Source organism: Streptomyces cyanogenus (assembly GCF_017526105.1).
Classification (GTDB): Bacteria; Actinomycetota; Actinomycetes; order Streptomycetales; family Streptomycetaceae; genus Streptomyces; species Streptomyces cyanogenus.
On sequence record NZ_CP071839.1, the window covers coordinates 8,533,604 to 8,559,353 of the forward strand.

The 25,750-nt window shown below is 70.5% G+C and carries 25 protein-coding genes and 1 pseudogene; 14 read left to right on the top strand and 12 right to left on the bottom strand.

Features of this window, described 5'->3' with window-relative positions; translation table 11 throughout:
* Nucleotides 1-2: 2 nt before the first annotated feature.
* Entirely contained in the window at nt 3-818 is an 816-nt protein-coding gene (locus S1361_RS37670) for an SAM-dependent methyltransferase (protein WP_208036288.1), read from the bottom strand.
* Nucleotides 819-1,064: 246 nt separating this feature from the next.
* Between S1361_RS37670 and S1361_RS37675 the strand changes: the two are divergent.
* Nucleotides 1,065-1,190 (top strand): annotated as a pseudogene (locus S1361_RS37675) (inorganic phosphate transporter); the annotation flags it as partial.
* A gap of 399 nt (nt 1,191-1,589) precedes the next feature.
* On the opposite strand, the gene S1361_RS37680 reads toward S1361_RS37675, so the two are convergent.
* A complete protein-coding gene (locus tag S1361_RS37680; protein ID WP_208036289.1) occupies nt 1,590-2,381 on the bottom strand; it encodes an MBL fold metallo-hydrolase in 792 nt (263 codons plus the stop codon).
* A gap of 85 nt (nt 2,382-2,466) precedes the next feature.
* Here S1361_RS37680 and S1361_RS37685 point away from each other — a divergent pair, with 85 nt between their 5' ends.
* On the top strand, nt 2,467-3,060 hold the full coding sequence (locus S1361_RS37685; RefSeq protein ID WP_208036290.1) for a CGNR zinc finger domain-containing protein: 594 nt from the start codon (nt 2,467-2,469) through the stop codon (nt 3,058-3,060).
* Between the two features lie 770 nt (nt 3,061-3,830).
* On the opposite strand, the gene S1361_RS37690 is transcribed toward S1361_RS37685, so the two are convergent.
* The gene (locus S1361_RS37690) at nt 3,831-6,605 is read right to left on the bottom strand and encodes an AAA family ATPase (RefSeq protein ID WP_243769456.1); all 2,775 of its coding nucleotides are present in this window, start codon (nt 6,603-6,605) and stop codon (nt 3,831-3,833) included.
* 307 nt (nt 6,606-6,912) lie between these two features.
* Between S1361_RS37690 and S1361_RS37695 the strand changes: the two genes are divergently transcribed.
* Complete coding sequence (locus S1361_RS37695) at nt 6,913-8,115, top strand: heparin lyase I family protein (RefSeq protein WP_208036291.1); 1,203 nt, start codon at nt 6,913-6,915, stop codon at nt 8,113-8,115.
* Between the two features lie 1,210 nt (nt 8,116-9,325).
* On the opposite strand, the gene S1361_RS37700 is transcribed toward S1361_RS37695, so the two are convergent.
* On the bottom strand, nt 9,326-9,862 hold the full coding sequence (locus tag S1361_RS37700; RefSeq protein ID WP_208036292.1) for an AfsR/SARP family transcriptional regulator: 537 nt from the start codon (nt 9,860-9,862) through the stop codon (nt 9,326-9,328).
* 125 nt (nt 9,863-9,987) lie between these two features.
* Here S1361_RS37700 and S1361_RS37705 point away from each other — a divergent pair, with 125 nt between their 5' ends.
* The 4 genes from S1361_RS37705 (at nt 9,988) to S1361_RS37720 (ending at nt 13,947) form a co-directional block, all read left to right on the top strand.
* A complete protein-coding gene (locus S1361_RS37705) occupies nt 9,988-10,629 on the top strand; it encodes an MMPL family transporter (RefSeq protein WP_208036293.1) in 642 nt (213 codons plus the stop codon).
* On the top strand, nt 10,592-10,939 hold the full coding sequence (locus S1361_RS37710) for a hypothetical protein (protein ID WP_243769457.1): 348 nt from the start codon (nt 10,592-10,594) through the stop codon (nt 10,937-10,939). Before S1361_RS37705 ends, S1361_RS37710 begins: the two co-directional genes overlap by 38 nt.
* A 440-nt stretch (nt 10,940-11,379) precedes the next feature.
* The gene (locus tag S1361_RS37715) at nt 11,380-12,657 is read left to right on the top strand and encodes a glycoside hydrolase family 16 protein (protein WP_208036294.1); all 1,278 of its coding nucleotides are present in this window, start codon (nt 11,380-11,382) and stop codon (nt 12,655-12,657) included.
* Nucleotides 12,658-12,744: 87 nt separating this feature from the next.
* Nucleotides 12,745-13,947, top strand: a complete 1,203-nt coding sequence (locus S1361_RS37720) for a glycoside hydrolase family 64 protein (RefSeq protein ID WP_208036295.1) — start codon at nt 12,745-12,747, stop codon at nt 13,945-13,947.
* A 925-nt stretch (nt 13,948-14,872) separates the two neighbouring features.
* Here the strand turns inward: S1361_RS37720 and S1361_RS40110 are convergent.
* The 3 genes from S1361_RS40110 to S1361_RS37735 all read right to left on the bottom strand — a co-directional run bounded on the left by S1361_RS40110 (nt 14,873) and on the right by S1361_RS37735 (nt 16,931).
* Nucleotides 14,873-15,454: a hypothetical protein gene (locus tag S1361_RS40110; protein WP_341829363.1), complete on the bottom strand. Its 582-nt coding sequence runs from the start codon at nt 15,452-15,454 to the stop codon at nt 14,873-14,875.
* Between the two features lie 8 nt (nt 15,455-15,462).
* Nucleotides 15,463-16,350, bottom strand: a complete 888-nt coding sequence (ypfJ, locus tag S1361_RS37730; protein WP_208036296.1) for a KPN_02809 family neutral zinc metallopeptidase — start codon at nt 16,348-16,350, stop codon at nt 15,463-15,465.
* 245 nt (nt 16,351-16,595) lie between these two features.
* Complete coding sequence (locus tag S1361_RS37735; protein WP_208036297.1) at nt 16,596-16,931, bottom strand: suppressor of fused domain protein; 336 nt, start codon at nt 16,929-16,931, stop codon at nt 16,596-16,598.
* 354 nt (nt 16,932-17,285) lie between these two features.
* Here S1361_RS37735 and mscL point away from each other — a divergent pair, with 354 nt between their 5' ends.
* The 3 genes from mscL to S1361_RS37750 all read left to right on the top strand — a co-directional run bounded on the left by mscL (nt 17,286) and on the right by S1361_RS37750 (nt 18,656).
* Nucleotides 17,286-17,729: a large conductance mechanosensitive channel protein MscL gene (mscL, locus tag S1361_RS37740; protein ID WP_208036298.1), complete on the top strand. Its 444-nt coding sequence runs from the start codon at nt 17,286-17,288 to the stop codon at nt 17,727-17,729.
* 216 nt (nt 17,730-17,945) lie between these two features.
* Entirely contained in the window at nt 17,946-18,293 is a 348-nt protein-coding gene (locus tag S1361_RS39705) for a hypothetical protein (RefSeq protein WP_243769458.1), read from the top strand.
* 90 nt (nt 18,294-18,383) lie between these two features.
* The gene (locus S1361_RS37750; RefSeq protein ID WP_208036299.1) at nt 18,384-18,656 is read left to right on the top strand and encodes a TIGR02391 family protein; all 273 of its coding nucleotides are present in this window, start codon (nt 18,384-18,386) and stop codon (nt 18,654-18,656) included.
* A gap of 175 nt (nt 18,657-18,831) precedes the next feature.
* Here the strand turns inward: S1361_RS37750 and S1361_RS37755 are convergent, their stop codons facing one another.
* Nucleotides 18,832-19,776, bottom strand: coding sequence for a LysR family transcriptional regulator (locus tag S1361_RS37755; protein ID WP_208036300.1), 945 nt, complete (start codon nt 19,774-19,776; stop codon nt 18,832-18,834).
* 114 nt (nt 19,777-19,890) lie between these two features.
* On the opposite strand from S1361_RS37755, the gene S1361_RS37760 reads away from it, so the two are divergent.
* Together S1361_RS37760 and S1361_RS37765 are read left to right on the top strand one after the other, a co-directional pair.
* Complete coding sequence (locus S1361_RS37760; protein ID WP_208036301.1) at nt 19,891-20,703, top strand: inositol monophosphatase family protein; 813 nt, start codon at nt 19,891-19,893, stop codon at nt 20,701-20,703.
* A gap of 48 nt (nt 20,704-20,751) precedes the next feature.
* Entirely contained in the window at nt 20,752-21,396 is a 645-nt protein-coding gene (locus tag S1361_RS37765; RefSeq protein WP_208036302.1) for an NADPH-dependent F420 reductase, read from the top strand.
* 20 nt (nt 21,397-21,416) lie between these two features.
* On the opposite strand, the gene S1361_RS39710 is transcribed toward S1361_RS37765, so the two are convergent.
* The gene (locus tag S1361_RS39710; RefSeq protein WP_243769588.1) at nt 21,417-21,713 is read right to left on the bottom strand and encodes a hypothetical protein; all 297 of its coding nucleotides are present in this window, start codon (nt 21,711-21,713) and stop codon (nt 21,417-21,419) included.
* A 276-nt stretch (nt 21,714-21,989) separates the two neighbouring features.
* Here S1361_RS39710 and S1361_RS40470 point away from each other — a divergent pair, with 276 nt between their 5' ends.
* Nucleotides 21,990-22,154, top strand: a complete 165-nt coding sequence (locus tag S1361_RS40470; RefSeq protein WP_425088129.1) for an ATP-binding protein — start codon at nt 21,990-21,992, stop codon at nt 22,152-22,154.
* 278 nt (nt 22,155-22,432) lie between these two features.
* On the opposite strand, the gene S1361_RS37780 is transcribed toward S1361_RS40470, so the two are convergent.
* From S1361_RS37780 to S1361_RS37790, 3 genes are read right to left on the bottom strand one after another with little or no spacing between them, the layout of a single operon-like run.
* Nucleotides 22,433-23,305, bottom strand: a complete 873-nt coding sequence (locus tag S1361_RS37780; RefSeq protein ID WP_208036304.1) for a haloalkane dehalogenase — start codon at nt 23,303-23,305, stop codon at nt 22,433-22,435.
* A 32-nt stretch (nt 23,306-23,337) separates the two neighbouring features.
* On the bottom strand, nt 23,338-23,733 hold the full coding sequence (locus tag S1361_RS37785) for a pyridoxamine 5'-phosphate oxidase family protein (RefSeq protein WP_243769460.1): 396 nt from the start codon (nt 23,731-23,733) through the stop codon (nt 23,338-23,340).
* 5 nt (nt 23,734-23,738) lie between these two features.
* Complete coding sequence (locus tag S1361_RS37790; RefSeq protein WP_208036306.1) at nt 23,739-24,431, bottom strand: NAD(P)-dependent oxidoreductase; 693 nt, start codon at nt 24,429-24,431, stop codon at nt 23,739-23,741.
* Nucleotides 24,432-24,507: 76 nt separating this feature from the next.
* Here S1361_RS37790 and S1361_RS37795 point away from each other — a divergent pair, with 76 nt between their 5' ends.
* Nucleotides 24,508-25,164, top strand: coding sequence for a TetR/AcrR family transcriptional regulator (locus S1361_RS37795; RefSeq protein ID WP_208036307.1), 657 nt, complete (start codon nt 24,508-24,510; stop codon nt 25,162-25,164).
* The last annotated feature ends 586 nt before the right edge of the window (nt 25,165-25,750 follow it).

Sequence of the window (25,750 nt, forward strand, 5' to 3'; positions counted from 1 at the left end):
AGCTAGGACAACGCTTGGCTCGTGCCGCGTACGGCCGTGATGAAGCCAGTGCCGGACGGATTGGCCGTTGGCCGGCCGTAGTGGTCAGCGACGGCGTCCAGTGGATGGATCCGGGTGTGCCAGCCGTGGTCGCCGAGCCAGTCGGCGGTCCTCGAACCCAGGCCGCCCCTCCACAGCGAGGTGATGTGCGCGACCGACGGATCGTCGAGAACGGTCTGCCCGCTGCGTCCCCGCTCCAGGACGAGCCGGCTGACCGGGGCGGACAGTTCACCGACCGTGGTGAGCAGCTCGGCCGCCTCCTCTGCGGTGAGATAGACCAGCAGGCCTTCGACACCCCAGGCGGTTGGCTGCGCCGGGTCGAACCCCGCGTCGATCAACCGATCGGCCCAGGCGGTATGCAGCAGGTCCACGGGAAGGGCCGTTCTGTCGCAGCGCGCTACGGCGGACTCCGCCGCCAGCACACGGTGCTTGAACTCGAAGACCGGCGGCAGGTCGAGCTCGTACAAGCGGATCCCACGCGGCCAGGGGAGCCGGTAGGCGCGGGTGTCCAGCCCGGCTGCGAGCAGGACCACCTGGTTGCAGCCGGAATGCAGAAGCTGGTCGTCGTAGAAGCGGGTCCGGATCACCGTCTGGGCCCTCAGGACCTTCGCCAGCGGACCGGGGCTGTGCGGTCGCATCGGCTCTCCCGACGCGGCCAGAAAGGCTGCAGCATACGGGTCCTTGAACAAGGCGTTGCCGGCTGCGCTCTCGTCGGCGCGGACCTGGGCCACGGCCAGCGCCGTTTTCGACACGGCGCTCAGCAGCTGCCACTTCGTCATGACGCCCCACCGTACAGCGCTGTCGATACATCTGCGGCGATCCATCGGGGCATTGGCGAAACACAGCTGTCAGACTCGGCGCGCACCTGACCGAGCTGAGCCGGTGCGCCCGGCGTACGGCCGCGGCGGGTTTGCTCTGGCCGAAGGGCCCGGCTCCGGTGCGCCGATGCCGGGCACCTTGAGAGTCAGAGCGAGGGCGCCGCGGCGTCCCCGGCTGTGACTGTGCGGGTGAAGGGTGATCCGGCCATGGCGCTGACACTGGTGGTGCTGATCATCATCGTGAGGCTGACGTTCGATTTCACCAACGGCTTCCACGATGCCGCGAATGCGATCGCCACGTCTATTTCCACCCGGGCGCTCACGCCCCGTACCCCACCGATCAGGGCATGCGACGACGACGTCGGCAATCCCCGCCACCAGGTGAAGACACTTGAGAGGCCGCAGCGCGGCGTGCCACGCCCGGGCCCACCGGGTCGCCCGCGCCCGCACCGGCCGGCATCACCGACATGCTGTGGTGGCACCGCACCACCCCTCTAACACGCCCTGCGTGACCTGCTCACCGCCCCCGACGCCGACCAGCGCCTGTCCCGGCTCCTCCGCCGGGCCGTGATCGAGGCCCGGGGTGGCCTTGTTCACGAGAGCGGGCGGCAGATGTTCACGAGCTCGGGAGTCACCGAGGGAACCCGGTAGCGGGGTCCGGCGGGCCGCCGGACCCCGGCTGTGAACGGCGTGGAGTCTCGCCGTTGCCGCCGGCGCTTCAGGCGCTGGAGCTCAGTCTCGCCGGCCCCAGTCCAGGCGGTCGGCCAGACCGGCGGCGGTGAAGGCGGCGACCAACTCGTCGCGGCCTTCGGTGAAGTGGGCCCAGCTGTCGTAGTGGACGGGGACCACGCGGCGGGCGCCGAGGAGTTGGGCGGCCTCAGCAGCCTGGTCGCTGTTCAGGACGATCAGCTGGTTGTCGAAGAGTTCGGGGAAGCGGGGGGCGCCGGCGAAGAGGAGGGCGGTGTCGACGGGGGCGAAGCGCTCGGCGATCTCCTTGACCACGTCGAGGGAAGCGTTGTCGCCGCTGACGTAGACGGTCGGCAGATCCTCTCCGGTCAGAACGAAGCCGACGACCTGTCCGGTAACCGGCTCGACCTTCTCACGCGGGCCGGGGCCGTGGATGGCGGGGACGCCGGTCACGGTGATCGTGCCGCCGTCGGGGCGGTTCAGCTCGATGGATTCCCAGTCGGCCAGGCCCTTGGCCCTGGCCTTGAGGCGCTGTCCGCCGCCCGGGGTGGTGAGGGTGAGCGGGACGTCGGCAAGTAGGGCCCGGCCGGAGATGTCGAGGTTGTCGGGATGCTCGTCGTGCGAGAGCAGAACCACGTCGATGGAGCCGAGATCGGCAGGGGCTCCGCTGGAGGGGGCGGTCTTGGTCAGGAACCGGCCGTCGGGACGGGCGTAGTCGCCCGGGGCGTCGAAGGTCGGGTCGGTCAGGAAGCGCAGGCCGCCGTACTCGAAGAGGGCGGTCGGGCCGCCGAGGACCCGGACGGGAAACGGGTTGGTTGTTGCGGGAAGAGAAGACATACAGCACCTCACGGATGAACGTCTTTTAACCGTGAGGTGACCGTAGTCGCTTCTCACGTATGTATGCAAGCCGTACCATGAGGTTATGAAGGAGCCCCTGATCGACCAGCCCGGCCTGCCGCCCGCTCAGGGCGAGGAAGAGCACCTCTCTCTCGCCCTCGCCAACAGCGCAATCGCGCTGACGGGCGGGCACACGGTCGATCTTCTGGGCACTCCCGCGCAGGCGAACCACTGGCTGACCAAACGCGGTCTCGCACCGGTCGACGCCGGCATGCGGGAGATGTGCGCGACACAGCTGCGCTCGCTGCGCGAACAGATCAGGTCACTGTTCGCCGCCCGCGCCGAAGGTCTGCCCGCCCTCCCCGCCGCGGTCAGGGCCGTCAACGACGCGATGACCCGCGTCCCCACCGCCCCGTTGCTGCAGTGGGACGACGAAACCGGGCCCTACCGCGCCACCGTCCACCCCACCACCGCGATCGTGGACCACGCATTGGCCACCCTCGCCGCTGACGCTGCCGACCTGCTCACAGGCCCCGACGCGGACCGCCTCACCGCCTGCGGCTCTGCCCCCTGCAACCGCTACCTGCTCCGCTATGGCCGCCGCCACTGGTGTTCCACCCGCTGCGGCGACCGCGCGCGCGCCGCCCGCGCCTACGCCCGCCGCACCGCCTCCCCATGACGCCGCGCCCAGCGACCACCAGTGCTGAACCGGACAACGCCCCGGCCCGCTGCTGCTGAGACTGCTGAACGTCTGCTGTCCGGTCTGCCGTACAAAGCCACCCGGGCCCGGACCACCACGGAACAGGCACCGACCCGTGGGGAGACCACCTCACAACGCGGGTGAATCCCGCCTGCGAAGCCGCTGGGCCGGCTGACAGCCGAGGCGGACCACCAGCAGTCGGAGCCGGTCCGGCTGTGTGGTCGTCGTCGGGCGGAGGTGGGGCGGGGGCCGGCTGGGACGCTCCCCGGTCCGTGCCCTCGGTGGCCACCCGGTGGCGGGGGCGCCCGTTTCGGGTGCCGTGCCGCTGCGGCCGGGGCCGTCGGAGCGGGCGCCGGGGTCGGGTCCGCGGCTGCTGTTGAGGTCGCTGCCCAACGCGGAAAGGGCGGCGGGGGGCGATGGCGTGATGGCGGTCGTGTGGTGGGTGGGGAATCGCCGGCGCGGCTTCGTGACCGCGCGTGTCTGCTCCGGGCGCGTCGGAGAGGCGGGCCGGAAGGCGGGCCCGGTCGGAGTCGGGCGGGCGTACTCTTCCGCCGGTTCCTCTGCGGTGAAGGCGGCCCGGTAGTGGCCGCCTTCACCGCCGTTGAAGCCCTCGGCGCCCGGTCCTGGTAGCGGGTGGCGGTGGGGCTGCCGTCCGGGTCGGGCAGGTCGGCCCAGGACAGCACACCGGAGATTCTGTATCCAGCGCGGAACCCACCCGCGGTGCCCCGGGAACAGAGGGTAGCGCCTCGTCAGTCAACGAGTCCTGCGGCAGTCAGCAGCCGGGCGAGGTCAGTACGCGAGCGGACTTCGAGCTTGCGGTAGATCCGGGTGAGATGAGCCTCGACGGTCTTCCGTGACACGAACAGGGAGGCCGCGGCCTCGATGTTGTTGAGGCCCCGGGCCACCGCGCGGGCGACCTGGACCTCTTGGGGTGTGAGCAGGTCCAGGGCGCCGCCGGGTGCGGGCCGTCCGGCGGGCTGCCCTCCCGTCGCCGCCAGTTCACTCGCGGCCCGGCGAGCCCAAGGCACTGCCCCCAGCGTTTCGAAACAGGCCAGGGCTGCCGCCAGACGCGATCGCGCAGCTGCCGGACGGCGTAACCGGCGCAGCATCTCAGCTTCGCACAACAGCGTCCGGGCGCGTTCGAACGGCACGTTCGTGCGCTCGTGCGCCCGTAACGCCTGGGCGAAAAGAGACGTAGCCTCTTCCAGCGACTGGGACGCCAGACCACGGCAGCGGGCGGCGGCCGCCTCGGCGGACGGGAGCTGGGTGTCGCGGGCGCGGTCCTCCAGCCATGTGATGACCTCCACGGCTCGTGCGGAGCGCCCCGCGCGCAGATGCGCCTCGGCCAGGTCTGCGGCGAACGGCACGACCTCCGGGTTTCCCACGCCCTGCGCCGACGCGTACGCGAAGGTCTGCTCCAGATGGTCGGACGCCGCGTCGTGGTCGCCGTGGGCCAGAGCGGACAGTCCCAGTGCGGCCGTCAGATACAGTTCCAGACACTCGATGCCGTACGTCCCGGCCTCCCGTCGGGCGCGCGCCACCAGTTCCTCGCACCCGACCCGGTTCCCGCGCATTGCGTCCAGCCGCGCCAGGCAGTACAGGGCATAGCCCACGCAGCTGACCTGGCCCAGCTCCTGCGCCCAGTGCAGCGCTTCGGTCGCGTCTCCGCGCGCCGGCGCCCACCGGCCGGTTCGGGTCTCCAGCTCGCTGCGTGCGGTGAGGCTGAACGGCAGCCCCTCTGGGGCATTGCGCCGACGGGCCTGATCGATTGCGGTGCTGAGCAGGTGACGACCGCGGTCGAACTCCTCCGCCCGGCTCCACGCCTGACCCGCCAGAGCGTGCAGCTGCTGGCTGCGCACCGGGTCGCCGGTACGGTGCCCGTCCGCGGCTTCCAGCAGGGAGATGCCCTTCTTGATGTCTCCCGCCAGGACCAGTGCAGCCCCGAGCACGGTGAGGCTGAACCATCGTTCCGGACCGGTAGCTGAGGCGAGGGCGAGGGACGACTCCGCCGCCCGCACCGCCGCCGCCACATGTCCGTCCAGCCGGGCGGGCACCACGGCCTCGGCGAACAACGCGGAGGCCCTTGCCGGGTCCGTGGCGCGCACCGTACTGGCTGCGTCCACCAACAGCCGGAAGGCGCGCGCGTGCTCGCCGTTCCAGGTGTGGATGCGGCCCAGCAGCAGCTCGATGTCCGTGCGCGCGGCCGGGTCGGCCGTGATGTGCAGTGCCTCCTCACACCACTGGGAAGCGGATGCGGAGCCGCTCAGAAAGGCATCCGAAGCAGCGTGATGGAGCCGGCGGGCTCGCGTCGCCTGGTCGGGGCTGAGCTCGGCGGCCCGACGCCAGGCCAGGGCGGACTCCTTGAAGGCGCTGCGTCGCCTGGCCTCCCGCGCCGTGTCGGCCAGGGCCCGAGCGGCTTCTTCGTCGGGCCCTGCACTGGCAGCGGCGCGATACCACGCGCACAGGGGACCCGTGGTCACCTGCGCGAGCGCCTGGAACGCGCCGATGCGGTGGGCCAGAGGGGCGCGACCCAGGATGAGGTGGCGCAGGACGGGGTGCCGGAAGTCCAGTGCGTCGGCCTTCGCCCTGATCAGGCCCTCCTCCTCGGCGGGACACAGTGCCTCCAGGGACAGGCCGCATGCCTCCAGGGCCTTGCTCAGCACGCCGGGGGTCACGGATCTGCTGGCGGCGAGCACCACCAGGGCCCTGCGTGCCGTGCCGGGCAACCCGTCGATGCGGACTGCCCAGGCCCGCTCCAAGTAGTGCCCGAGCGACAGTGGACTGCCCAACGGCTCCGAGCCTCGCATCTGTTGAGTCGTGAGACTTCTCGCGATCTCCTGGAGTGCGAGCGGATTTCCGCCGCTGATGGTCACCAGTTCGTCGAGCACGGCCGGGGCGACCTCCTGCCCCGAGGAGCGCAGCAGCGCCCCGCATTCGGCCGCGGACAGCCCGGCGAGCTGCATCGCGGCCGGGCTCCGTCCGGTGTCCGACTCGCCGTGGTCCTCGTTCGACGTGAAGACGAGTGCGGCGCGTACGCCGGACAGCCGCCGCGCGATGAAGAGCAGCACATCCTGGGACGAGGGGTCGACCCAGTGCAGGTCGTCGACGAGGACGACCAGGGGCTGCTCCTCCCCGAGGGCGGCCAGGACATTCAGCGCCCCTGTACAGGCGGCGTACGGATTGGTGATCGGCTCGTCCGAGAGGGCGAGACAGGACTCCAGCGTCGTGCGCTGCACCCCGGGGAGCTCCCTGAAACGGGACACATACGGCATCAGGAGGTCGGCCAGGGTGGCGAAGGGGAGGACGGTCTCCGACTCGATGCCCCCGGTACGCAGCACACGGGCGTCGGCTCTCTCAGCCGCGTAGTCGAGCAGGGTGGTCTTGCCGATGCCCGGCTCGCCCCACAACAGCAGCGACGCCCCACTGCTCGCTCCTGCGACGAGCAGATCATCGATCAGTCCGCGTTCCCGTTCCCGGCCCACCATCCCGTGGGCGTGTCCGCGCCCCGTCACGTTGATGCCCAAGTCCGGACTTCCCCAACCATGTCGACCCTGTGGCTTCGCGTTGACCAGTTGCGACTTCGCGCATGCGCCTGGCGCCATCATGCTCCTCCCCGCGCAGCACAAGAAGGCGTACGCCCCGGCGCATCTCCACCGCGTGCACCCCGGATCGTCCTCATCAATGGGGAGTTCCCGGAAGCGCCGGTGTCCGCAGGCGACTTGAATGGTGAGCGCCAGCACAGACCAGAACGAGCAGAACGAGAAGGCACCGGATGGCGCCTTCCACACCGCGCGCCTCAGCAACCACATGATGCTGCAAGGAGGAACGGGCATGAACCGGTCGCGCATCAGAACATGGATCACGGTGATGGCCTCGACGGTCATGGCGGCGGGCCTGGCACTGGCCTCCGCGCAGACGGCTCCGGCCGACCCCGCGGGGGTGCAGCGGGTCCTCGACTGGGAGCAGCCGGCCGACCGGACGCTCCCGACCGCGGCACCTCCGCAGCTCAACAAGCAGTGGGCCACCGCGTACGGTGCGACGAACGTCACCAGCCCCACACGGGACGGCTCCTACGCGGCCCGCTTCGAGTTGCGCAAGTCCGACCCCGTGGTCTCCGGCAGCAAGCGCGCCGAGATCTCGCAACGCGACGAGCAACCGGTCGACGCGGAGCGATGGTACGGCTTCAGCATCAATCTCGCGTCGACGTGGGCCCACGACACCTCGGCGGAGATCGTCAGCCAGTGGCACCAGTGCGATGTCGACTGCCCGGGCGGTTCACCGCCCCTGGCGCTGCTGACCGACGAAGGGCGCTGGAAGCTCGACTTCCGGGGCGTGCCCATCGACTTGGGGCCCTACACGACCGGAGTCTGGGTCGACTGGGTCTTCCATGTGACCTGGCGTACGGACAGCACCGGCCTGCTGGAGGTGTGGAGGAACGGCGAGTTCGTCGTGCACCGTACGGGAGCCACCCACAGCGGGGGACCGCGATCGCCTTACTTCAAGTTCGGCATCTACAAGTGGGACTGGAACACCGGCGCGCCCTCCAGTGTCACGCAGCGAGTGATGTACTACGACGCGCTGCGGCTCGGAGACGAGCGCGCCACCTACCGGGACGTCGCACCTCAGCGGACCTGTACGCGAGCAACGGCGGTGGCCTCCGCGTCCGCCACGACGTACGAGCCGGCCAACCCTCCGGCCAACGCCGTCGACGGCGACCTGACCACTCGCTGGTCCGGGCAGGGGTTCGGCGCCGCACTGATCCTGGACACCGGGGCGGTCCGCCACTTGTGCGGCGCGACGGTGGCCTGGCATCGCGGCGACCTCCGGTGGAACGACTACACCATCCATGCCTCACAGGACGGCGTCTCCTACACGAAGGTGTGGGAAGGCCGCAGCTCGGGGACGACGGCGGCACCGGAGACCGTGCTCTTCACCGCGGGATCCCTGGACGCCCGCTACCTCAAGATCTCGTTCTGGGCGAACCCCGAGAACGACTGGGCCAGCATCACCGAAGCCCGCCCGCTGGGCCTCTGATGGCCGCCGTCACGCTCGGCGGCCGCGGGGCTCATGGCCGGGCCCGGGTCAAGGGGGTCCGGGAGACGCCTGGGCGGCCGTGGTGAGTGATGGTCACGTGCGCCCTGCGCATCGGGGCCGACCATATGGCGGAGCGTCCCGCAGGCGCCGCAACGCATCCATGAGGCCCCCCTGGGCGGGTGACATCCCACCTGTCCGGAAGCGACGCGGCCGTTCCGGCTCACGTCGCGTCTCCCGAGAGTTGGCGGCCCCCGGCCAGCACATCGCCGACCGAAGGGCGTGGCGGCCACCAGGAGGACGGGAGAGCAGCGGGGTAGCTGGAAGAGCACTTCGCCGCGGAAGAGCAGACGGCCCGATCGACGACCGCGACACCCACCCTGCTGTCGCCTGTCAGTGTCTCGGATAGAGGTGTCCTGCGTTGGGTCTCCTTCGTGCAGAGGGTTACGAAGCTCCTGCGGCTCGTCGCAGAGGCGTGCTACAGGGAGGAGTCGGCGTACACCGCCGGCCTGCATGCCGCTACGCTCGGGGGCCGTCCCAAGGCGGACGTCGGCCTCGGCGCTCTCAGCCGCTCCGAGTACCTAGTGCTGGACGGATCGCGGCGGACGGGGGCGCGGCGGCACCTACCGCTCCTCCCTGGCACCGAAGGCGAACGCATGGTGCTGACGGGCCCGGGAAGGCTCCGGATCCTCCAGGACGGCGAGTCGGGGCCGACGGACGCACTGGTGATGGGCCGGATCGACTGGGGAGGCCAGCGCCTTGGTCGTCACCTACCGGACCGTGGTTCCGCCAGGACCTCGACCGCCTCGGCCTGGCCCTGGCCCATCTGCCGCAGACCCGGTTGTGTGCCTCGGTCACCGGCTCGTGCAACCTGCTGCTCTCCGTCGGGCTCCGTGGCACCCGCGAGGTGGGCACCTTCGACGCGCTGCTCGCCGAGCGCATGTCCGAACTCCGCGTCCGTGGCCGCACCGTGGCTCTGCGCACCGCCAAGCGGATGGGCCGGATCCGCGACCGCCAGGGGCGCGCCGTACGCAACGTCCCCTTGAGGGTGCCCCGGGCCTCCAGGGCTGACCGGCAGGAACCACGTTCAGGGCGCGGGTGCCGCCATCAAGCGGGCCCGCTCCGGACGGCGTTCCCGCCGTGGGGAAAGCGGGCTTCCCGGACCGCCGACGGCCGGGGGTCGACCGCTCATGACCGGGACCTTGACCTCGCCTCATCGGCGGCAAGAGGTGTCCGGCCCAGTGAGCCGCTTCTCCGCCCAGCGCAGCCGCTCGGCTTCCAGGTACGGCGCCCTTAGCCCTTCGGCGAACTCGCCTCGCCACAGTTCCTCGGCCAGTCGCGCCAGATCCCTCGCCCGGGTCGGCTCGCCGGCGGCCCGAGCCGCGAGCGCTTCGTCCACCAGGTGCCGCCGGTCGCGCAAGTCGGCGACGGTCGCCCCGCTCAGCTGGTAACCGCTGCCCGTCCCTACCAGTTCCGGGCCGTCGTCCGGGAGGGCGCGGCGCAGCCCGGAGACGTACTTCTGCACGAGATTGCGCACCTGGGGGGGGGCGGCGTCCCGCCCCAGACCGCCTCGACCAGGCTGTCGTAGGACAGCGGGGCGGCCTTCTTGGAGCAGGAGGACGGCGAGCACCGCCCGCTGCCTGGGCGGCCCCAGGGGGATCTCGGCGCCGTCACGCCGTGCGCGCAGGGGGCCGAGCAGTTCGAAGCGCAGACCGTGCGCGGCACTCTCACCCGACGTCGGCACATCCATGGGCCGAGGATATCCCTGGGCGGCCCTTCCAGTGGATCTTCCAGCGGTTGGTCAGCGGCGGTGTCGAAGCTGACGGCGCTCAATCTGCGCGGAGGCCACACCCGTTCCCACCGGAAGGGCCCGTCATGCTCACTCGCCTCGGCCGGCTGGCCGTGCGGCGAAGTCGCGCCGTGCTGGTCGCTGTTCTGCTTGTCTTCCCGGGACTGGCCGCGTACGGCGCAGGCGCCGCCGACGACCTGGATCTCTCCCGCTGGAGTGCACCCGGCACGGAGTCGGTGCGGGCCGGCGAGCGGCTGCGGGACGACTTCGGTACCGGCAACCCCAACCTGGCCGTTCTGGTGACCGCCCGGGACGGCGACGTCGACAGCCCGTCCAGCCGGCGGGCCGCTCGTGCGCTCGCCGCTGAGGTGACGCGGGCACCCGGTGTCACGGACGTCACCTCCTACTGGGACACCCGCAGCGCCCCGCTGCGCAGCAGAAACGGCCATCGCGCTCTGATACTCGCCCGCCTGGAGGGCACCGCCACCGCCACACGCGCGCGACTGAGCAGGCTCGCTCCGGAGCTGACACGGACCACTGCCGGCCTCGACGTACAGGTGGGCGGCCAGGAGGAGATCTCCCGGCAGGTCGGCGAACAGGCCCGTGGCGACTTTCTGCACGCCGAGTGTCGGCGACGGAGACCGGGAAGACGCTGGTGTCCATCCGCGTCGCGGACTCGGCGCGCGGCCGGTGCTGTTCGTAGGGCTCACCCTGTACGAACTGGCTAGCGCCCGCGCGGACGCCCTCACCGCGTTCGCCCTCGATTGGCGGCTGCCGCGCGGAGCGGACTGGCACCGCGAATGCCACCTGCTACGCGCCCACCTCGCCACCGGCGCCGACCCTGCCGCACTCACCCACGACACCCAGCTCGCCGGAGGGAAGACCGGCTCCTGGCTGCACCGACATCTGGCCACCTGGCAGACCCTTCACCCCGGCCAGCAGCGGCTGATGACCAGCCTCGGCCTGACCCCCGACACCCACCCGCTCTCCCCGTCCACCGAGCCCGCCGCACCTTCACCCAGAGCGTCCAGCTCCTGACGGCGGTGCCCCGGACTCCGGCTCTGGACGGGGCGATCCCGCCGAGGTCACGTGGGGTGCAGTGTCTTCTGTCCGAATCCGCATGGCGATGTCATGCCCGGGTTCGAGTGCGGCCCTTGTGTGCGAATGCGGCCACATCGCCGGAATTGGCTATTCCGATGGGCGTCCAGCGCGGAGCCGCTTCGCTTAAGGGGGGCTTAAACGCTCCTTAAGCGAACTTGAGTCTCGACTCACTTTGCAAGTAACCGCAGTTCAGGCGGTGTTGAGCGTGACGCAGACAAGTTGGCCGAGGTAACCGCCGTGCGTACCATCGGGGTTCACCCGCGGCTCACCGCAGTCGAGAGAGCGCTCTCAATCGGAACGCCCAGCCTCCTCGTCCGCGGCCCGCCGTACGGGCGCAACCACCTGAATCCCCCACAAGACAAGGTGTCATCCCAGCCATGGCAGCTCATCGCGCTCGGCGGTGGACGCTCGGCGGACTGGTCTCACTGGTCGCCGCCGCTCTCGTCACCGCCGTCCTCATCACCACGACCGGTTCCGGCGCGAACCGGGCCAGCGCCGCACCCACCGCGGTGACCTGGTCCGACGACTTCGACGGCAGCGCCGGAAGCGCCCCCGACCCGGCCAAGTGGACGATCGAGACCGGTGGTTCGGGCAACGGCAACCACGAGCTGCAGTACTACACGCCGGGCAACCGGAACGCCGCCCTGGACGGCGAAGGCCACCTGGTGATCACGGCGCGCAAGAACACCGACTCCGCACTGCAGTGCTGGAACGGGACATGCCAGTACTCGTCGGCCCGGCTCAACACGGCCCGCACCTTCAGCCAGGCGTACGGCCACTTCGAGTCCCGCATCAAGATCCCGCGCGGCCGGGGTGTCTGGCCGGCCTTCTGGATGCTCGGCAACGACCTCGGGAGCGCGGGCTGGCCCAACAGCGGCGAGATCGACATCATGGAGAACGTCGGTCACGAGCCCGGCGTGGTCCACGGCACCATCCACGGCCCCGGCTATTCCGGCTCCGGCGGCCTCGGCGCCGCCTACACCCTGCCCGACGGCAAGGCGTTCGCCGACGACTTCCACGTCTTCGCCGTCGACTGGAGCCCGACGGCGATCACCTGGTCGGTGGACGGCCACGTCTACGAGACCCGCACGCCGGCCGACCTCGGCGGCAAGAAGTGGGTCTACGACCACCCGTTCTTCCTCATCCTGAACCTCGCCGTCGGCGGCGACTGGCCCGGCAGCCCCGACTCGGCCACCTCCTTCCCGCAGACGATGACCATCGACTACGTCCGCGTCTCGACCTCCGACACGGGCGGCTCGACCGGGTCGACGGGCAAGAGCGGCGCCATGAAGGGCATCGGCGGTATGTGCGTCGACGTCGCCGGCGCCTCCACCACGGATGGAACGCCGATCCAACTGCACGACTGCACCGGTGCCGACGCCCAGAAGTGGACGCTGGGCAGTGACGGCACCGTCCGCGCGCTGGGCAAGTGCCTCGATGTGCGCGGTGGTTCCACCGGGGACGGCACCCCCGTCCAGCTCTACACCTGCAACGGCAGCAAGGCCCAGCAGTGGACCTACACCGCCGCCCACGACCTGACCAACGTCGGGGCGGACAAGTGCCTCGACGCCACGGGCGGTTCGGCCGCCGACGGCACTCGGCTGCAGATCTGGACCTGCGGCGGCACCGCCAACCAGAAGTGGATCGTGGGCTGACCCGCAGGGCGGACGACCCACCCCACCAACCCCCACCCACCCCCCACTGCCTCCTAGAGGCACATGTACCAACGAAAGGCACGCCACATGGCAGCACGTCACCAGCGCAGTCTCACCCGCCGCAAGCTGTTCTTCGCCCTGGGCGGAGCGGCGGTGGCCGCCCCCGCCGTCGCGGCCCTCGGCCCCTACGCCCTCGCCGGTACGGCGGACAACGGCACGAAGGCCGCCGCGGCGGGCGCGCTGCCGCTGACGATCGTCAACGACAGCGGCTCGTTCGACAACGCCTCGGTGCACGTCTACGTCGTCGGCAACCAGGACGGGAAGCAGGTACGGGTCACCCCTGACGGCACCCTGGCCCCGATAGCCCTGTCCGACAACGGCGCGGACGGCTTCACCGACTACGCCCTCTCCCTGCCCGCGAGCGGAGAGGCCACCCTCAAGCTCCCCTATATGTCCGGCCGCATATACGTGTCGCTCGGGCAGAAGCTGAAGTTCAAGGTCGTCAAGGCCGGCAACGGAAACCCGGCACTGCAGTACCCCGCCGGCTGGGTGACCTCCGACCCCAACTACCGCGTACTGCACGACTGCGCCGAGTTCACCTACAACGCCGCGGGCATGTTCTGCAACACGACCATGGTTGACATGTTCAGCGTGCCGATGAGCATCCGGCTGACCGGAGCCAAGGACCAGACCACGGGCACCCTGCGCGACGGCGGCCGGGCTTCGGTGTTCAGCGCGGTCAAGCAGGTCGCGGAGTTCGCCCCGCTGGTCGTCGACGACCTGCGCGTCATCGCTCCCGGACACGGTCTGGACGCGGGCCTGTTCGCCAAGGACTACTTCGCCCCGTACATCGACCAGGTGTGGAGCACCTACACCGGCAAGGACCTCAAGGTCACCACCAACGCGGGCACCTTCACGGGCCGGGTGCGCGCCGACAGGTTCACGTTCGACGGTCCGGCCCCGGTCACCTTCGGCAAGCCGTCCACCCGCGACGTCCTCTTCTGCGACGGCAACCTCGCCGCACCGAACGACGGCACCACCGGTCCTGTCGCCGCCGACCTGGGCGCCGGCTTCAACCGCTCCACCCTCCTCAGCAACCCCGACCAGCCCGTCACCGACGCCTCGGCCTTCTACCGGACCGACCTCACCAACCACTACGCGAAAGCCATCCACGCGGCGACCCAGGACGGCAAGGCCTACGGCTTCGCCTTCGACGACGTCGCCGACTTCGCCTCCTACATCCAGGACACCGCGCCCACCGGAATCCGGCTGACCCTGACACGGTTCTGACGCGTGCCTTGTCGTGAACCGGATCGCGCCGCTGACACCGGCCGATCCGGTCCGCGCCCGGCGGAGGGCCCCCATCGACGGCACCTGGACGGCATCTCCCGCCTCAGCGCTGTGCCGGCCCCGGTGAGCAGCGCGGTGTTCCGGACCTGATCGGTGGTTCGGTGCCTGCTCGGTTCAGTCGCCCTCATGACCGCCACGCCAGACTTTCGCCTCGACGTCAAGGTCAAGCCCGCGGCCGGGGCAGGCGGGCGGGAGGGAGCGGGATGTGGATCGGGGAGCTGGCCAAGGCCCTCGGGGTCAGCACCTGCTCGCTGCGCTACGAGGAGCAGGGCTTGCTGCCCGCCGAACGACTCGCCGAGACCTCGAGCCTGTCCCAGCCAGGCCGTGGTGGTCGACATGCTGGACTCGCTGCTCCTCGAACCCGGCCACCGAGTGCTGGAACTGGGCACCGGCAACGGCTGGAACGCCGCCCTGCTGAGCTGGCGGACCGGCCCTGGAGATGCCGTCGCCTCGAGGCGAACCCCGACCGGGCCTGCAAGGCGCGCCGGGCGCTGGCCGAAGCAGGTGCCAAGGTCGACGTGCAGATCGGCGACGGAACGAAGGATGGGCGCCTGCAGCCCCCCTACGGCCGGGTGATCGCCCCTACGCCGTCGGACGGATCCCGTGGGCCTGGGTCGAGCAGACGAAACCGGGCGGGAGGATCCTCACCCCCTGGGGCCGTCTCGGACGTGTGACGCTGACCGTCGCTGACGACGCCCGGTCTGCCACCGGGTGGGTGCAGGGCTTGGCCCAGTTCATGCCCGACCGCCGACCGCCACACCCTGGGCCCCGAGTCCGCCTCCTCCAACCGGTCCCTGGATGACCGGGACCCGGCACCGTGCTGCCGCCGTCGGCGGTCGGCGCCGCAGATCCGCCAGGTTGAAGGTCAGGTCGGGTTCAGTGGCGTGATGCCGGTGACCGCGTACAGCTCGGGCTCCAGTGACAGGACAGTCAGTGGTTCGCCCTTCTTCACCGCCTGCCAGGCGATCGCCGCCGGATGTACCACCGGCCAGTCGACGTTTGTCCAGTCCATCGCATCCACGCGTGCGCCGCGTTGAACGGCATGTTCTCCGCGAACCGCAGGGACGCCGCGTGCCTGCCCGCGCCGGCTGCGGACCTCGTGCGTGAACGCCGCTGCGTACACCGCATCCCTCGACCGCAGCCGCTCTCGGTTCTCGGACCAGCGGTGCAGCGCGTGCGCCGCGAAGGCGACGAACCAGCAGACCGCGACGGTGGGCCGGACCACGCTGAGCAGCTCGACCGCGGCTGTCCGCGCGACCAGCGGTTCGCCGGTGCCGCCCCGGTAGCGGCACACCTGGTCGAGAACCGAATCGGGGGGGCGCCGCGACCGAGCCGGACCGGACGTCCTCCCCAGCCGGGTCAGCCGGGCCAGCCGCGCCTCCTGCCGGCCACGGGCTCGCCACGGCCGCCAGTGACGCGGTCCCGCGGTGGCGAATCCGTCGACCATGGCGGTGGTCAGCTGAACGTGTTGCAGCTGGCGACACGGCCGGAGCGGTAGCCGGTGGAGAACCATTGCTGGCGCTGGCTGGCGGAGCCGTGGGTCCAGGTGTCGGGTGTGACCTTGCCCTGGTAGCGCTGCTGGATACGGTCGTCTCCGACGGCGGCGGCCGCGTCCAGCCCGCGGTTGATGTCGTCCTTCGTCAAGTCGGTGATCAGTGGCTTACCGCTCTTGGGGTCGGGGATGGTCGTGGCGTGGTGGGCCCACACTCCGGCGTAGCAGTCCGCCTGCAACTCGAGTTTCACCGAGCCGCTGTTCTGGCCCTTTCCGCTGCCGCGGGAGATCGCTCCGCTGAGGTCCTGGAAGTGGTGGCCGTATTCGTGCGCGATGACGTAGGCCTCGGCGAACGGGCCGCCCTTGGCGCCGAACTTGCTGCTCAGGTCGTTGAAGAAGCCGAGGTCGAGATAGACCTTGTCATCGGCTGAGCAGTAGAAGGGGCCGACGTCGGAAGTCGCGTTCCCGCAGCCGGTGTTCACACTGCCGGTGAACAGGAACGTCGGGGCCTGCTGGTAGGGCTTGCCGGCGGCTGTCTCCGTCTGTTTCCAGAATGCCTGCACGCTGTCGACCACGGCGACGATCCGGCACTGCTCCTTGCGGTTGGCGTCGGCACCGGTCCGGCAGTCCGCCGCGAGGTCCGCGGCTGACTTGCCGGACGAGGACGTGTCGCTGCTGCCCGAGCCGAACATGCCGGGGTCGACACCCAAGAGCACGGACGCGACCAGCACCACGATTCCGACCAGTCCTCCGCCGATGGTCTTCCCGCCGCCCGGGATCCCACCCAGCGCACCTCCCCGACCGTCCTCGACCTCGGACGTGTCCAGAGCAGCATCGTCATCGAATTGCATACGTTGACCCTCCCTCAAGCAGTACGCCGGACCGCCCCGCGTCGTCCCGCTCGCCTACCCCGTACGAGGTCATCCCCATCCCGTCCTCTTCCTGCTCCGCCTCTCGGAGGAGCCGGCGGGCGACGCCGTGTCGCTGCTCTGTGGGTGAACGGCGGACCGCAGTGCGCGGCGAGGGCCCCTCCATGCCGCCGACCGCGCAGTGCGGGCCCCGCCTGTCGCCGGTGCCGGGACCGTGCCCGCGAGGTTCAGACGACGGACGGCCGCCGCGGGTCGGTCGGGACGATCGCGTACTCGTCGAAGAGCCGTTCAAGGGCTTCGTGACCGTCCGTGCGGCGGTACTCCATCTCGGCCGTCGTCACCGGCATTACCCAGAGAATGCGGGCGTGTCCGTCGGCCAGCGGGCATCTCTCCAGACAGGAGCCGTGGAGGTGGGGGGGGCTGATCAGCAGGTGGTCGCAGTGGGACCCGGGCAGCCACGGCTCCCCGATGGGCAGGCTGTAGCCGGCGGTGATGTAGGCCCAGCTGTCGGTGCGCGGTCCTGGCGAAGACGCGGCTGCCGTGCTGACCGCCGCAGCAGTCATCGCCGCAATCCTGGTCGTCCGGGCAGCGGTCCTCCACCAGGGCGGCCGAACACAACGCGCCTGCGCTGCTCACCCGCCGCGTCGCCGCAGCACACCCCACGCCGACGGGCACAACGCCCCGTCATCTACAGCCACGCTTTCCGACGACACCTCCTCCACCGTACGAGAGGCTGAGCAGCACGTCCGCCACTGCTGGCGTCAGTTCCAATCTCGGGTCGACCCGCCCGAGTGACCCTGAGCAGACAGAGCGGTAGCCAGCGTGCCCAGCAGGCATGGGTGCGACGTGGCAGGGCATCCGGGGTGAGGAGCGGGGGTGCCGCCCGTCGACGTCATGGGGTTTGAAGGGGTGAAAAGGTGAAGGGCTTCCGCAGCTTCATCCTGCGCGGCAACGTGGTCGACCTGGCAGTCGGCATCGTGATCGGAGCGGCGTTCACCGCCGTCGTCAACGGCTTCGTCAGCGCCTTTTTGACCCCGCTCGTGGGACTGGCCACCGGTGCCACCGGCGACCTGGCCCGCAAGACCTTCACGGTAGGCGCCACCAAGTTCCCCTACGGAGCCTTCATCAACGCGGCGATCAGTTTCCTCCTCATCGCCAGCGCCCTGTACTTCCTCGTCGTACTCCCGATCAACAAGCTGCACGAGCGTCTCGCTCCCCACCACGACGTACAGGCCCCCAAGCGGGACTGCCCCGAGTGCCTCAGCCCCGTCCCGGCCCAGGCCCGACGCTGCGCCTCCTGCACCGTCCCCCTGCCGGCGGTACCCGCCCAGGCCGGGGAGACAACCCAGCGGGCCGGGTGACCGGACCCTGAGCGATGGGTGACAGCCGGGCAACCTCGGTGCTCAACGCTTGGCCGGGTTGTCCCTGCGGCCGACTCGCAGCGACCGCTTCTCTCTCGTCTGACCACCGACGCGCGCCCTCAGCCCATGCCCCGGGTAGGTGACCGTGCCAAACTGCCGCTTCCCGCGTGCGGGAGCGGCATCCTTCGGTCAGGTTTCCGTTTCTCCCGCTGCCGGATGCCCAGCGCTTCTCTGCCGATCATCGCACCCTCTCTCCGCTGGCAAGTGCTCCTGCGCCCCTCAAAGGGCAAGGTCGACAACACCGTGCAGATCCTCGAGGAAGCCGGCCGCCGCTACTGGGCGCCGTGCCGGTACCGAAGCCTCTACCGCGAGGCGATCACGGCGAAGGACTACGGCCAGGCGGTACCCGTCGTCGTCACCATGCTGGAGCAGCTCCAGGAGCACGGCGCCGACGCGGCGGTGTGGCGGCGGCTGAGCCGGACGCCGGCCGGCTTCTCGACAGGCTGGCAGATGCCCTGGTCATGGCTTGAGCCCCGGGCGCTGCACGCCCGGGACCGGACCTAGATGAACGAAGCCTTCCGCAAGCACCCCTCCGGCCCGGTTCGAGGCCGGCGAACGGCTCTCGGGCTCGCTGCATCCAGCCCTGGAGGGGCGGTGCGCACCAACTTCCACCTGGGCGAGTACGAGCTCGCCGGCTTCGCGGCCATGAAAGCAGTCGAGGCCGCCGTCCGCGAAGCCTCCGGCCTCGGCAACTCCCTGGTCGCCGTGCCTCTCATGGGCGCCGCGTTCCAGCCGTACAAGAACGGCAACGCAGGCGGGCCGCTGGCTGACGCCGGGGCCGAAGGCGGCGAGCAGGAAGCCGACTCGGCTCTCGTCGCCGGAGCCCTGTGCACGCGTTCAAGACCCCGTCCAGCCACCGCACTGTGAAGTCGACGACCCGGTCGAGGCTGCCGAAATCATCCACTTCGCCGACCTGCTGCTGCGCCAGGTCGAACGGACCAAGCAGCGTGCGACGAATCTTGAGGCCGGAGACCGATGAAGGGTTTTCGCAGAGTGCCCGACCCTGACAACGTAGCCGAGCAGCCCGCCCCCGGCGTATCCGTCACTGGCCGGTCCGGTTGAGGAGGGGCTGTTGAGAGGCGGTCGGTGGTGCAAATAGTGCCTGGACGGTTTCGGCGGCCAGGTCTCGCAGCCAGGCGTGGGCGCGGTCGTCGTCGTAGCGCTGGTGCCACAGCAGGTACAGGGGGACCTCGGGCAGCGGGAGTGGCGGCGGCAGTGTGGCGAGGCCGAGTTGTTCCCGGGCTGCGCGGGTGACCGCGTCCGGGAGGGTGACGACCAGGTCGGTATCGCGGGCGAGTTGCAGCGCGAAGGCGGCGGTGGGCCCGGCGGCGACGACGCGCCGCTGGAGGCCGCGGGTGGTCAGGGCGTCGTCGATCGGGTCACGCAGGTTTCCGCGTCGCGAAACGGTGAGGTGTTCGGCGGCTGCGTAGCGCTCGATGCTCAGCGGGTCTTCGGTGAGGGGGTGGCCCGGTCGGACGGCGACGACCAGTCGGTCGCTGCCGACGAGGCGGTGGCGGATGTCCGGGAGCGTTGGGGCGCCGGAGCTCGATTCGAGGTCGACCTCACCCCGGCGCAGCTCGGCGTCGTCCGTCCCGGGCTCGGCGGACAGGCGCAGCCGGACGCCGGGGGCCTGGCGGTGGACGGCGGTGATCAGGGCGGTGCCGCAGGCGGCGGTCAGGGCGTCGTGCCAGCGCACGGTGAACACCCGGTCCAGAGCTGCCAGGTCGAGTTCTTGCTGGGCGGAGAGAAGGTCGTGGGCCTGTTGTACGAGGGTATGGACCTGGGCGCGCATGGCCAGTGCCCGGGGGGTGGGAACCATGCTGCGGCCGGTGCGGACCAGGATCTGGTCACCGGTGGCCTTGCGGATGCGGCCCAGGGAGCGGCTCATCGCCGGTGCGGTGACGTGGAGGCGTGCTGCGGCGCCGGCGACGCTGCCCTCTTCCAGCAGTGCGTCCAGGGCCATGAGCAGGTTCAGATCCACTTGCATGAAAGTAACTCTACAACTGAATAGCATGCACTTGTTGTTAATGATGGGGAGGCCTACCTTCGAAGTGCGGGCGAGAGACAAGCCGCCCGCACACATCGAACCCAGGAGCCCACCATGAGCACAGCCATGCCTTTCGCCGCCGACACGACGCTCCTGTCCGAGGTGACCGCCGCGGTGAAGACCGCAGGCCTCACCCTGCGCGAGCGCCACACCCCGCACGCCCGGGGCGTGAGTCTGGAGGAGGTCGTCGCTGAGATCCACGCCAACGACGACGCGGTGCTGGACGTGCTGCGGGAGCCGCTGCTGCGGGCCCGGCGGGGATCGCAGTGGGCCGAGGACGAGCTGGCCGGCGGTGCGCTCCCGTCGGGGGAGTGGTGGGTCGTCGACCCCGCCGAGGGCAACATCAACCACGTTCACGGCATGGAGGACTGGGCCGTGACCGCCACCCTGGTCCGCGACAACCAGCCGGTCCTCACCGTCGTCCACCTGCCACTGACCGGCGACACCTACACCGCTGTCGCCGGCGGCGGTGCCCGCCTCAACGACCGGCCCCTGAAGGTGTCCGGCAAGACCGATCTGGGCGCCGCGCTCACCGGCACCGGCCAGGCCAGGCCCGGCGAGGACGAGCGCACCTTCCGGCGGATCGGTGACTCGGTCACCGCCATGCTCATCAACGGCCTGGTCGTGCGCGTGTCCGTTCCCGCCACGATGCAGCTCATCCACGTCGCCGCCGGACGCACGGACGCCTTCTGGCAGTTCTCCGACGTTCGCTCCGGTCTGGTCGCCGGTGCGCTGCTGGTCTCCGAGGCCGGAGGCACCGTCACCGACCTGGCGGGCGAGCCCTGGAACACGGGCAGCCGCGACTTCCTGGCCGCCGCCCCCGGCATCCACACCGCCGCCCTCAAGGTCCTGTCGCCGATCGCCTGACCGGACACCTCCGCTCCACCCATCTCACACCGCAAGGAGCATCACCTCATGACCAGCATCGGCATCCTGGGAGCCGGCCGCGTCGGCACCAACCTCGCCGGCAAGCTCTCCGCAGCCGGACACCGTGTCACCCTCGGTGTCCGGAACTCGGAAGAGACCGCAGCCCTTGCCGCCGGCATCGCCCCGCAGATTGCCTTCGCCGACCAGCGCACCACCGCCCGCACCGCGGACATCGTGATCAACGCGACGCCTGGCGACACCTCCCTGGGTCGCCTGGCCGGCCTGCGCACCGAGCTCTCCGGGAAACTCCTCGTCGATGTCTCCAACGCCACCCGCGACGCCGATGACGGCCTGCCCGGCGACCTGTGCTATCCCGGCAGCAGCCTCGCCGAGCAACTCCAGGCCGCCCTCCCCGACACCCCCGTCGTCAAGACCCTCAACACCATGCTGTTCATGGTCATGACCGCTCCCGAAACCCTGAGCACCCCACCGACCGCCTATCTGTCGGGCGATGACCAGAACGCGAAGAAGACCGTCACCGGCCTGCTCGGCGACCTGGGCTGGCAGCCCGCATGGATCCAGGATCTCGGCGGCATCACCACAGCCCGCGCTACCGAGGCCATGATCCTCGTGGTTCCCCACATCCTGCGCCGGCACGGCTTCGAGCCCTTCGCCGTCTCCCTCGCCCGCTGAGCCGCAAGAGACGCCCGAACTCATCGGCATTGATCATGCCTGCTCCACCCGAGGGGACTCCCGAAGCCGTCGACAAACGACTCCTCTTTCCGGGCTCTGGCCCACTCGTTGCGGAGTCGTGACGCTCGGTCAGCCAGCAGGACCCGTTTGCGAAGGAGTTCGAATCCTGCACGGCCAAACATCTGACGCTTGAGCAGCTTGATCCGGTTGGCGTGGCCTTCGACGACGCCCGAGTTCCATGGCTGCGTGAGGCCGGCGATGACCGCGTCGAGGTCGCGTTCAAGATGCTGAGCGAATTGCGGCCGTACTTCGTCCACGGCGCAGAACCGTCGGCCACTTGTCCACCGGCCGGGCGAACCCACCCTGGACGACCGCCCCGCCGTTGGTCATGCCGCGAGGTCCCCAGGGCTGATGCCGCATCCCGCAGACGCGTAACCCAGGCGGCACCTGCCTGAGCATGTGTGCCGGCACGCTCCCTCCGAGGCAGATCAGGCTGCCCCCTTGTGGCCCCGTCGACTCACCACCAACTCCGTGATGCACGCCCGGGCGTGCATGTCCGTGTCGCCGCCGTGCTCACCGCTCATGAAGTAGGGGTGGTCGTGGCGGACAAGGGCCCAGGCCGGAGTCCCCGTAAGTGCGTCCAGGTACGGCAGGGGGACGCCGATGAGGAGCAAGGCCGCGGGCTCTTCCTCGTCGAGTGCCTGGCCACCCGCTACGAGGTCCAGCCGACGGAAGACGGCACCACGGTCCGCCCCTGAACCGGTCCGCACTGCCCAACTCCCCACCCCGACAAGGGCGTGCAGCGACACGGCGTGGGGGCCGCACCACCCTCCTTCGACCATGGGTTGATTGAGCAGTCGTTTCTCCATGGCGTCTTTGCTGCCCCGCAGGCAGGGCTTCCAGGAGGTGGCCGGGCGGCGGCGTCCTGGGCTCCCGTTCGCTGAGCGTTCGAGGGTGACGCCGATCGCGGCGTGTACGTCCGTCTGCGGCAGCACAGCTTGCCCTGGGACGATCGGCACGTCGTGGTAGAGGACACCTATTGGCGCGCCAGGCCATGGCGGTCGGCCCAGGCGTTGATCGCCGCGGCCAGTTCCTCGGGGCGGTCCTCCGGGGAGTGGTGACCGGCGAGGCCGTGACGGGAGACCTCCAGGCCTGCGATGTTTTCCTCGCACCAGGCCACGGCCCTCGGGTCGGTCATCGCACCGGGCCCCGGCTCGAACGCGGCAAGCAGCTTGGGGACTTCGGGGCTTTGGGCCAGCCAAGCGTCGTAGTGCTCGACGCGGGCCACGACGTCGGCGGGCTGGCTGTCCAGGGGCATCATGCGCGTCCACGCCAACACCGGGCGGCGGCTCCGCGGGGTGGGAAAGGGGCGGCGGTAGACCTCCAGGTCGGCAGGGGCGAGGGGGGTGGCGACCGTGTCCGGGAGCCCTTCGATGAACAGCGACTTCTCCAGGACCATCGCTTCGCCCACCCCGGGGGTGCGCAGGAGGGTGAACAACTCCCGCCCCGCAGCCGGGAACTCGTCGCCGACCAGCGGCTTGATGATTGTCTCGGTGAAGGCGAGACCGCGGACCCGGCCCGGGAGACGGGCGGCCCGGTCGAAGGCGAGCGCGCCGCCCCAGTCGTGGCCGACGAGGACGGCCTCGGTAAGGCCGAGGGCGTCGAACCAGGCGTCGAGGTAGCGGGCGTGGTCGTCGAAGGAGTAGGCGAGGTCGGGCTTCCCGGAGTCGCCCATGCCGATGAGGTCCGGGGCCAGCAGGCGGCGGCCGGGCGCGGCCACACCCGGCAGGACGTTCCGCCACAGGTGGGAGGAGGTGGGGTTGCCGTGGAGGAAGACGAACGGCAGCCCGGCGGGGTCGCCGGACTCGCGGTAGTGGAGGGTGGACTCGAGGATGGGAAGGGTGGGCATCGCGGGGTCACTTCGCTTTCAGTACGGGGGCTTCAGAGGTTGAGGCTCAGGACGTGGTCGACGGCGATCTCGACGACGACCAGGTCCAGCGGGGCGGGCGGGGCCGCGCGGTAGCGGACGATGTAGCGGCGGACCGCCTCGGCCAGGCGCGCGGGGTCGTCGGTGACGGTGGCCCGGCCTTCGAGGGTGACCCAGCGAAAGCCGTCCGCCTGGCAGAGCGCGACGCGGACCGCCGGGCCGCCCGCCGCCACGTTCCGGGCCTTCCGGGCCCTGGCCCGGGTGGTGACCCGGGCCAGGCCGGTGGACGCGTCGAAGGTGAAGCGGACGGGGGTGACGTGCGGGGTGCCGTCGCGGCGGAGGGTGGTGAAGGTGGCCGGGTAGGGGCGAGTGAGGAACGCCCTCGTGCCGAACGGTAGTTCGGCGGTCACCCGGCTCACTTCTTCCTCACGCCCTCGTTCCAGATCAGCTTGGCGATATTCGGCTTCACGGCCGTGGTGATGACGCCCATGGCTGTCCGGACGTACCGCCGTTCCTCCAGCTCGCGCAGCATGCTCGCGGCGAGGTCGGCGCGGGCGGTGAAGACGCCGTCGGCGCTGGTCTCGGCGGTGTGGTATTCCGTGACGACGGGGTTCTCGAACAGGCCCGAGGGCCGCACGAGGGTCCAGTCGAGGCCCGTCTGACGGATCACGTCCTCCATGCGGCGCATGTCCTCGTGAAGGGTGCGGCCCAGGCGCCGGTTCACCAGCGGGTCGAGCACATGGTTGAAGAAAAGCGCGCCGGTGGGACGCCAGTTCGGGTCGGCGATGCTGGAGCTTACGGCGAGAAGTCGCTTGATGCCGTGGCGGGCCATAGCCCCGGTGATGGCTGTGGCGCTCGCCGAGTACGTGGTGATGGTCTCCTTGCTGAAGCGTGCGCCCAGCGCGGAGAGGACGGCGTCCGTCCCGCCGAGCGCGGCATCGACGGCCACCGGGTCGGTGGCGTCGGCGACGGCCACGGTGAGGCCGGGCCGCGCGGGCAGGGAGCCGGGGCGGCGGGTCACGGCGACGACCTGGTGGCCGGCGGCGAGGGCCTGCTCGGTGAGGTGGCGGCCGGTCGGTCCGTTGGCGCCGAAGACTGCGATACGCATGGTGTCGGGTCATCCCTTCGTGTGTTTCCCGGAACGCCCTTGACTGTGCTGATCACGAAGCACAAGCTCAACGTTGATGAATAACGCCGCCCTCGCACCCGCCCGCAGCCGAGGCCGCCCTCGCGGCAACCCGCCGACCCGCCAGGTGATCGTCTCGGTGGCCCGCGGGTTGTTCCTGGAGCACGGGTACCGGCGCACCACCGTGCGTGCGGTGGCCGGGGCGGCCGGGGTCGATCCGGCGCTGATCGCCTACCACTTCGGCTCGAAGAAGGGCCTGTTCGCAGAGGTGATGCAGTTCCAGTGCGCCAACGCACTGGCGGTGGACGACGTCCTCGGCGGCGACCCGGCCACCCTCCCCGACCGCCTGATCGACGCGGTCACGGATCTGTGGGAGGACGCCGACTTCCAGCAGCTCACCACCCAGGGCGACGAGGCCGCCGAAGTGATCCGCGAATACCTGGAACACGAGCTGCTGACCCGGCTTGTTGAATTTCTCGGTGGCCGGGACGCGACCGCCCGCGCCACGGCCGTGGTGACGATCCTCGGCGGCCTCATCTACACCCGCTACCTCAACCCCTTGCCTACCCCCGCCGCCCTCTCCCCGTCCGAGACCCGCCACGTCCTCACCCCGGCACTGCGCACGGCTCTGGCCCCGAGGCTGCGCACCGCGACAACCGCCGGAGCAGGCCGTCGAGGCTCACCGACCTCCGCTGGAGGCGCCGTCCGGCATTGACCACCTCCGCACCTGCGATGCGGCTACCCCTGGAGGTGGCGGTGCAGGGAGGTCTTCGCGATACCGGTCTTGCTGCTGATCTCCCCATAGCTGCTGCCCTGGTCCTTGAGTAGGCGCGCGTACTCAGTCTTGTCGGGGGAGTGGCTACGGGGCGGCCGATGCGGCGGCCCGCGGTTTCGGCGACGGCGCGGGCGTGGGTGGCGCGTTCGGCGGTGAAGGTGCGTTCCCTCGCGACCACGGACGGGCCCCCGGGAGGGCACCACGCGCGCCGCCGGGCCACCAGGCCAAGCCGCTCCGCGGTCGCCCTACGGCGAGCCTGCCCCGCGACAACGTCCGCGGTAGGGCTTGCGCCTGCCCGACCGCCCGCCTCGGTAGAGCCGGATCACTCCCGCCTGGCACACCGACCGGGCCGACTACGCGCTCCGCAATGCCCAAGGTCTACGAGGTGCCCTGACGAAGCGCTGCCAAGTCCAACTAGGGGCCACCCATGTACCCCCCGCGGTCAGCCGGCATCTGGGGCTGGTGGCACGCTCAGGGACGTCGCCCCGCCACTGACTTATTGGCACACCGACAAGCCGACGCCTGC